Source organism: Occallatibacter sp., from assembly GCF_049802275.1.
Classification (GTDB): domain Bacteria; phylum Acidobacteriota; class Terriglobia; order Terriglobales; family Acidobacteriaceae; genus Telmatobacter.
Window position 1 is genome coordinate 1 of sequence record NZ_JBARMD010000382.1, and the last position, 8,008, is coordinate 8,008.

At 56.9% G+C, this 8,008-nt stretch carries 8 protein-coding genes and 1 pseudogene; 6 read left to right on the forward strand and 3 right to left on the reverse strand.

Going from position 1 to position 8,008, the window contains the following annotated elements:
• From WA354_RS13470 to WA354_RS13480, 3 genes are all read left to right on the forward strand, one after another.
• On the forward strand, positions 1-230 hold a 230-nt coding region (locus WA354_RS13470; RefSeq protein ID WP_472813531.1), incomplete at its 5' end, for a hypothetical protein.
• A gap of 283 nt (positions 231-513) precedes the next feature.
• Complete coding sequence (locus WA354_RS13475; RefSeq protein WP_472813532.1) at positions 514-885, forward strand: transposase; 372 nt, start codon at positions 514-516, stop codon at positions 883-885.
• 339 nt (positions 886-1,224) lie between these two features.
• A complete protein-coding gene (locus WA354_RS13480; protein ID WP_472813533.1) occupies positions 1,225-3,189 on the forward strand; it encodes a cytochrome b/b6 domain-containing protein in 1,965 nt (654 codons plus the stop codon).
• A 10-nt stretch (positions 3,190-3,199) separates the two neighbouring features.
• Here the strand turns inward: WA354_RS13480 and WA354_RS13485 are convergent, their stop codons facing one another.
• Positions 3,200-4,066, reverse strand: coding sequence for a hypothetical protein (locus tag WA354_RS13485; RefSeq protein ID WP_472813534.1), 867 nt, complete (start codon positions 4,064-4,066; stop codon positions 3,200-3,202).
• Between the two features lie 140 nt (positions 4,067-4,206).
• Here WA354_RS13485 and WA354_RS13490 point away from each other — a divergent pair, with 140 nt between their 5' ends.
• A complete protein-coding gene (locus WA354_RS13490; RefSeq protein ID WP_472813535.1) occupies positions 4,207-5,028 on the forward strand; it encodes a nucleotidyltransferase family protein in 822 nt (273 codons plus the stop codon).
• Positions 5,025-5,732 carry a metallophosphoesterase family protein gene (locus tag WA354_RS13495; RefSeq protein WP_472813536.1) on the forward strand — a complete coding sequence of 236 codons (708 nt, stop codon included), beginning with the start codon at positions 5,025-5,027 and terminating at the stop codon, positions 5,730-5,732. Before WA354_RS13490 ends, WA354_RS13495 begins: the two co-directional genes overlap by 4 nt.
• A 189-nt stretch (positions 5,733-5,921) precedes the next feature.
• Here the strand turns inward: WA354_RS13495 and WA354_RS13500 are convergent, their stop codons facing one another.
• Positions 5,922-6,353 (reverse strand): DUF6526 family protein, encoded by a 432-nt coding sequence (locus tag WA354_RS13500; protein WP_472813537.1) that lies wholly within the window; start codon positions 6,351-6,353, stop codon positions 5,922-5,924.
• Positions 6,346-7,419, reverse strand: coding sequence for a hypothetical protein (locus WA354_RS13505; protein WP_472813538.1), 1,074 nt, complete (start codon positions 7,417-7,419; stop codon positions 6,346-6,348). The genes WA354_RS13500 and WA354_RS13505 overlap by 8 nt, the downstream gene beginning before the upstream one ends.
• A gap of 344 nt (positions 7,420-7,763) precedes the next feature.
• Between WA354_RS13505 and WA354_RS13510 the strand changes: the two are divergent.
• Positions 7,764-8,008, forward strand: a pseudogene (locus WA354_RS13510) (sialate O-acetylesterase); the annotation flags it as partial.

Sequence of the window (8,008 nt, forward strand, 5' to 3'; positions counted from 1 at the left end):
ACAGCTTTCCCATGGATATGGTGATCTTCACCGGCGTCGAAAGCGAAGAAGAATTCCGTCACAAACGCCCGCAGGAATACGCCCGCATGGTGCGTGAAGGCAAACTCGAGCAACGGCTGGGCACCGCGCCTGCCACGTGGTTCGTCAACGGCTCGCGCATAGTAGGCTTCACCGCCATCTTCATCGGCCTGACGCTGCTTGTGCTCACACTAACCGCGTATTTCCGGTGAGACAGGGCAGGCGACCCGGAGCTTTCGAGACGGGGGCTGGTATCAGGGCATGGGCTTAGGTCAACACCTCGTTCCAACGAGGATTGCGAGATGGGCTTGTATCAGGGCATGACTTCAGTCGTGCCGAAATTAACAATTTAACAAGAGAGAGAGAGGGCTTCGGCACACTTCATTTCTCTTGAGTTCGTAGATTTTCTTGTCAGAAGACGGGCTTGTATCAGGGCAGGACTTCAGTCGTGCCGAAATTAACAATTGAATAAGAGAGAGGGCTTTAGCCCCTGCGATGGCCCGCCCAACCAGAAACTCCAGCCCCAACGAAATTGCACAATCCGACCGCACCTTCTTTGCCACAACGCGAACGGCAACGGGGCATCGTCTTTTCCAATCAGAACGCAATGCCACTCTCTTCATCGATGTTCTGCGTTCGCATGTAGCCGCGCGAAGATTCAAGATCCTCGATTTCGTAATCATGCCCGACCACGTACATCTACTCATTACTGTGAACAAAGACATGACGATTGAAAAAGCAATGCAACTCATCAAAGGTGGTTTTTCGTATCGGCTTAAGAAGGAATTCGGTTATCTCGGAGAGGTTTGGCAAAAGGGCTTTTCAGAAGTCCGCGTCAAAAACGACGACGATCGGTTGCAATTCTGAAAATACATCGCGCTGAACCCAGTCAAAGCCGGACTAGTGGACGTCCCAGAAAGCTATCCGTATTGCTTCACGAATCTTGCAAGGCGAAAGCTCGCAGGGGCTAAAGCCCGACCAGTGTGAGTGAGCACATGCGGCATGACTGAAGTCATTCCCTGATGCAAACTCTGGTAGGAAAGCTGGACCGGAGCTAGGAGCTTGCCGAATGCTTGTCTTTCTCTCCCAACTCCAAAGCTGATCGCAGACTCCAGCGCAAGCGCATTGGATTCATTGTGTCTCATTTCGCATCACTCTGTGACTCCTATCACGGCGCTCCTAACGACAAAAGCGTCTCCTCATTGCGTGAAAGTTTCCAGCAGAATCCTGCTCTGTACGTTTGCGTTCTTTCTGCTGGGCTCGGCAGTCCCCACTCGCGCCCAACACAAGCTGAAAGATGAAGACTGCCTCACCTGCCACGGTGACTCCACCCTCACCACTGACGTCAACGGCAAGTCCGTTTCGCTCTTCGTCGATGCGAAGAAGCTGAAGCACTCCATCCACGCCTCAATGAAGCTGGCCTGTGTGGACTGCCACAAAGACGTGAAGAGCCTGGCGCACGAGACTCCGCCGCAGAAGGTTCTTTGCGCCGACTGCCATGCTGATGCCAAAGACGCCTACGCGCACAGCATGCACGCGAAGGTTACCGCCGCGGGCAAAACAGCCGCCAACTGCCAGGACTGTCATGGCAACGCACACGAAGTGCTGGCCGGCGGAGATCCCGATTCCCCGGTAAATCACGCTAACATTCCGTATACCTGCGGCCGCTGTCACGGCCAGAAATTCCTGATGGAATCCAACGGCCAGACCACGCAGCCCTTCCTCTCCTACCAGGAGAGCGTGCATGGGCGTGCCACGGAAAAAGGCTCAACCCAGGCAGCCGTCTGCACCGACTGCCACGGCGCCCACGCGATCAGCCCCGCGAACGACGCCAAGTCTCCGATCTCCAAGTTCAACGTCCCGGCCACCTGCGGAAAATGTCACGCTGAGATCACGCAGACCTTCAACCAGAGCATCCACGGCCAGGCCATAGCGCGCGGTAACAACCAGTCTCCCGTGTGCACGGATTGCCACGGCATCCATTCCATCAAGTCGCACACGGACCCAAATTCGCCCGTAGCCGAACAGAATGTCTCGCGCGATACCTGCGCCCGCTGCCACGAAGGCGTGCGACTCTCCAGCGAATTTGGCGTTCCGGGGAATCGCGTCTCGACATACCTCGACAGCTATCACGGCCTCGCTGCCGAGGGCGGCTCCGTTGTCGCCGCAAACTGCTCCAGCTGCCACGGCGTGCACAATATTCTGCCCTCAAGCGATCCTCAATCAACGGTCAATCGCGCCAACCTCGACGCAACCTGCGGCAAATGCCACAAGGGCGTGACTCAGAAGTTCACCCTGACGCCCGTGCACATGGCCGACGGTATCCACCCCAAAGACCTCGGCTCCCTCATCACGCGATGGGTGCGCATCATTTACATCATCCTCATCCTCGGCGTCATTGGCGCGATGTTTATCCACAACTTCATCATCTGGCGCAGCAAAGCCGCCGCACGCCGCCATATGCAGAACCCAATGATGCAGCGCATGACCACCAACCAGCGCTGGCAGCATCTCGTCCTGCTCTCAAGCTTCATCATCCTCGTCATTACCGGCTTTGCGCTCAAATTTCCGGATTCATGGTTTGCCGAAATTCTCGGCATGGGCGAACACGTGCGCAGCGTCGTGCATCGCATTGCGGGGGTTGTCCTCATTGCCGCCGGTTTCTATCACATCTTCTATGTCTCGATCGCTCAAGAAGGCCGCCGTCTTCTCTGCGACATTGCGCCACGCCCGAAGGATGGCAAAGACGCATTGAGCGCAATGCTCTATTACCTCGGCCTTAGCAAAACCAAGCCGCAGTTCGGCCGCTTTACCTACGGAGAAAAGGCCGAGTACTGGGCACTCGTCTGGGGCACCGGCCTCATGGGCGTCACCGGCGTGATGATGTGGGCCAAGGTGTGGGTGGGCAACCTGCTCGCGCGCTGGTGGGTCGATGTCGCCACCGCCGTGCACTTCTATGAGGCGATTCTCGCCACGCTGGCGATCATTGTCTGGCACTTCTACCAGGTCTTCGGCGACCCGGATGTCTATCCGATGAACTGGGCGTGGTGGGATGGAAAGATGTCCGTGGAGCACTACCGCGAAGAACACGCTCTCGACACGGAATCGCTGCCCAAGGCCGATTCGGCAGCATCGCCAGGTGGCAACGATTCCAGCAGCCCAAAGGGTTGAACCAGGCGGATCACTGCTTCGGCGGCGCACCCTCACTGTCGTAGTGAATCGTAGATTCAACCGCGAACTTGTGGTAGTCCCGGAACTCGATCTGATTCACGTACAGACGTGAGTTGTCTTTCATCCGGACCTGCGAGCGGTTCGGCAGGTTGTAGGTCTTCCCGGCGATAGCCACCGGCTTGTAGTCAACCGAGACCGTTGCCATCTTGATTGGAAAGTCAGTCGGCAGTTCCAGCTCCGACGTTATCCTCACCACCTGCAGCGTCTCACCGTCTACAAACAGCCGCCCCGTAGATGCGACCAGGATCTTCTGGTCTGTCTCTCTGTGGATCACGATGGTGCCGTTCTGGCTGGGCACTTGAAACTTGAAGATATAGACTCGCCGGCCGTTCACGTTCGCAACCTTGTCCCACGAGAACTCGGCAAGCGCCCGCGGATTGAAGAGGTTCTGCAGAGCGCTGCCAAATTCGCCCGCACTGATAGCGCCCCCAAACTGCATGTGATCCTGCCCGGCAGCAGCCTTCTTGCCATTCACAGCGATCACTTCGTAATGTTCCATCTCATCGAAGAAGGTAAGCCGCTCTTCGATGAGGTCGTCGATGCCCCCCGCGCCGCGCGGTGCACTCGCTACTCCCGATTGGCCTCGCGAGGAACTCGCGCCATTGAAAGACGTTCCGAAACCGACCTGGTCAGTAACCTCGCGATGCGTGATTTGAGTGCAAATGAAGTCGGGAAGGCTCTGCGTGTATTGGAGTGCCGAAACCCGCACTGCTTCGAGCACCCTCGACTGATCGGCAGTCAACTCATTGTTCTCAGCGGCAAATCCCCTCGCCGTCGATGCCAGAACGAGAAGCACGAAAATGTTGAACAGCTTCAACCCAACTGCCTTTCGAAACTCTGCTGGAGGTGCAAAGCAAATGATAGTCCTTACGGCGCTCGTGTCTCGCTACCGATGAACCTTCTCAGGCGCCGCTTTTTTTCGTGCGCCCCCAGCAACATCCTGCATCGAAGTAACGTATGTCGGAAGACGGTGCTGAGTTACCCATAACGTCATCAGAGGAGCCCGCATGGGCGCCTGATGCCTATGCATGCTACCAGGGCGTCATTCAAGGGCTTCTGGAGGCCAAAGTCCCATTCGCCGTTAGTGGAGGCTTCGCGTTCCATCACCACACCGGCATCTGGCGAACCACAAAGGATCTCGATCTCGTGACGCCGCCAGATGCCGTCCCTCGCGCATTTGCGGTTCTCGTTGAGGAAGGTTTCGAGACCTACGTCCAGGATCCCGTCTGGCTCGCCAAGGCGCGTCGCGGCGACTACTTTGTTGACCTCATCAGTGGCGTGGGCAACGCCACCCTCACCGTCGAGCAGTCGTGGATCGATCGTTCGCAGGCTGACGAAGTCCTGGGCATTCGCTGCAAAATTCTCCCTGCGGAAGAGATGATCGCCTCCAAGCTTTTTGTCACGCGCCGAGAGCGCTTCGACGGCGCCGACATCGCGCACCTGCTCAAGGCATGCGCCCGCAGCCTCGACTGGGACAGGCTCCGCAAGCTTACCGAGCCGCATTGGCAGATGCTGTATTGGCAGTTAATCCTGTTCGCGTACATCTACCCGGCCCACACCGGCGACGTTCCTCCATCGCTCTGGCGCGATCTCGCTGAACGCTTCGACGATTTCGTTACCGCGTCGCAAGTGAAGGATCCGTTTCGCGGTACTCTCATCGACCCTAAAATGTTTGCGATTGATGTGGACGAGTGGGGCGAGCGCGACGTCTACCGCGAGCTATCCGAAAACTACCCGCGTCCGCTACAGGAGATCAACACAACCAGGAGCAGGGAATGAGGCTGGCCGCCGTAGCCGACATCCATATCACTGCCGAAAATCACGAGCGCGATGTGAGACAGTTCTCCGCGGTCAATGATCTTGCTGACGTACTGGTTATCGCCGGCGACTTCACCAATCACGGCATGCCCGAAGAGATGCGCGCCGTCCTCGGTGTGCTCGATTGCATACGCATTCCCATCATTGCGGTGCTCGGGAACCACGACCACGAATGTGGACACCAGGACGAGCTTGCCGGCATGCTCCGTCTCGCCGGAGTCCACTTGCTCGACGGTCAGTGCCACCAGATCGATGGTATCGGCTTTGCCGGAACCAAGGGCTTTTGCGGTGGCTTCGCGCCCTATGAACTCATGCCGTTTGGAGAGCAGGGAATCAAGACCTTCGTCGAGGTCGCCGAACGTGAAGCTGTCAAGCTCGACTATGGCCTGGCTCAGACACAGGCGGAAAAGAAAGTCGCCATCACCCACTACGCGCCCATCAAAGAAACCATCGTGGGCGAACCCGAACCAATCTTTCCGTTCCTCGGCAGCTCCCGTCTGGAGCGCGCGTTGGAGACCCACAGGCCGGTTCTCGCGCTGCACGGCCACGCCCATAAAGGGACTTTCTCGGCTGAAACCAAATCGGGCATCCGCGTCTGCAACGTTGCGCTTCCGGTGCTGCGACAACGCGGTGAAGAACACCCCTTCGCGCTTTTCAATCTCTGAACTGTACTAAATGCCAGCCGCTTGCGCCGAGGCGAAGCGGGGAATGCAATCACTCGCACGACGCAGCCGGAACCAGAAAATCCACGCCGTGTGCGCGATTCCTCTGCGACGTCGCGATCCCGTCGACTTACTCCAGCGGGACCTGCTCGTAATGCCGCCCATTCGTATCGGTCAGAGCAGGGCAGCCTCTCAAACCCGCCAGTCGTCCGTGCGCCAGTTGCGGATGCGTTCCTTGATCTGTTTGCGATTCAGATTGTGCTCAAGTGCCTGCTTGGCCAGTTCCACCACTTCGTCATCGGCGGCAAAGCGCAACGCGATCAACTGGCTTTCGCTGAGCCGGTAAATTTGCGCATGCCACGCCTGCGGAGCGAGCGCCTGCAACCGCAGCCGCTCTTCCAGACGGATCACCCGATCCTGGACCTTCAGCGGATACGTGCGCAGCCTGAAGATAGGGACAATGACTGCGAGCGAAAGGACGAGGTACCAAGCCGCAGAGATCGTCTGCTGGCGATGAAGGTGAATTACGGCATACACGAGGTTGGCTACGTAAAACCCGAAGATGAAAAAGTGGTAAAGCGGATCGAAGCGGGCGTGATTGCTCAGGCTCTGCGTCTTACTCATGCGCGGCAACAGCTTCCTTCAGGGCAGAATGGGCTATCGCGGCGGAAGGGATCTCCGCTCTACCGCTCGCTGCAGCGGCGCTGTGGACCTGAACACTGGCGCTCAAGGGATTCTCAGCGGGCGCGGCAGGAACTGTCAACGCGTACAGGTCTTCCGGTCCCAGCTTCTCCCGGTCCTTCGGGATAAGTTGATAGTGGCTGCGAAGGATATAGTCCGCAAACAGGCACCCAGCAAGGTATGGATTCACAATCGTAATCGGTATTGCATAGGCCGTTGTAATCAGCGACTCTGAAATACTTTTGTTCGCGCGGCTCGAGCGGCGATTGCCGGGCACCTGGGGGATTTCATAGATCTGCAATTGCATCTCAGGATGCTTTTTCGCGTAGGTCTCAAGCTTGTGGGCAATCTGCTTGGGCGTCGTCATTCCCGCATCGGGAAATACTCCCCGCCTGAATGTCCGCGGGAAGTATTGGTTCAGCACCCATCGCGAAAAGTCCGAGCAATTGTTGAACAGCAATTGGAAATGGGAAACATTCCTTTTGTCGTTCATGAGCTCAATCAGTGTGTCGTCCTGAGCCTGAGTGGTCTCAAATCGGAAGGCATAAACCCGCCGTTCGTAGGCTGCACCTATCAGCTGCGACCAGCCGCCATGCCAGAAATTGCCCCGCGAAACGTGACCTCCCAGATTCATCAAGTGTTTTTCATAGTATTCGTTTCGTAATTGGGTTACGGTTGCACGGTCCACTCGTTCAGGAACAGTGGCACCCTCTTCCACTGAATACAAATAAGGAATCAGCGGAATCGCCAACCAGTCGTAATGATCAATGTTGCCGTAGCGCGAGATTACTGCACCCATCTCGCCGGGCTCGCAGCGGCGCAGCGTGGTGGGAGTCTCCGCGCAGATATGCGCGAAGTACATCGCTGTATGTCCGGTTGGATTGACCGTCCCGAAAAAGCCGTAGGGCTCCTCCATCAGCAACGCAGCCTGTGCGTGGCAGCACGCGGGCGAGAGAAGGACGAATGCATAGGCCACGAGAAAAAATGCGAATGTGCGGGGGGCGCGCATTATGGCCATCATCACTCCGGTCTGATTGAACACCTATGGTTTAAGTATCAAGCACATCGCGTGAAAAGAAACCTGCTATTTCTAACAGGTTACGCAAAATTCTTGGTTACTTTTTATGACCCCCGAATGAGAGTCAAAGTTAGCGTGGGCTCCAACCTCCGGAACCTGGCGTCGCTGCCTGCTTTAACCCAAAGCCGCCAGATACGTCGCGCACCACAATGTGATCTGAATGAGATCCGTCAATGCTGGCGAAGCCCCGCACTCTCTGATAACGTTCTCTTTCCGAAAAAAGTGGGGTCGACTAGCTCCCGAATTTCGGCGAGATTCCATTCTGTGAGGCACCAGTGCGAATTCTATTTGCTTCGATTTCTCTTTTACTTTCGTCTGTAACTATCTCGGCACAAGTCACTTTGCCCAGGGTTCTTTCGAGCCATATGGTCATCCAGCGCGATTTGCCCGTGCATGTGTGGGGTAATGCTGCGCCGGGACAGCCCGTAGCCGTCTCCTTCCGCGACGAATCGCGTGGCACTGAAGCCGATCAGCTGGGTCACTGGAGCGTCTATCTGAAACCTGGTTCGGCGGGCGGCCC

What these genes read in the sequence shown, in the direction of transcription:
- WA354_RS13475 (WP_472813532.1), top strand. Translation starts at nt 514, where the DNA reads ATGGCCCGCCCAACCAGAAACTCCAGCCCCAACGAAATTGCACAATCC.
- WA354_RS13505 (WP_472813538.1), bottom strand. Translation starts at nt 7,419, where the DNA reads ATGCGCGCCCCCCGCACATTCGCATTTTTTCTCGTGGCCTATGCATTC.
- WA354_RS13500 (WP_472813537.1), bottom strand. Translation starts at nt 6,353, where the DNA reads ATGAGTAAGACGCAGAGCCTGAGCAATCACGCCCGCTTCGATCCGCTT.
- WA354_RS13495 (WP_472813536.1), top strand. Translation starts at nt 5,025, where the DNA reads ATGAGGCTGGCCGCCGTAGCCGACATCCATATCACTGCCGAAAATCAC.
- WA354_RS13490 (WP_472813535.1), top strand. Translation starts at nt 4,207, where the DNA reads ATGTCGGAAGACGGTGCTGAGTTACCCATAACGTCATCAGAGGAGCCC.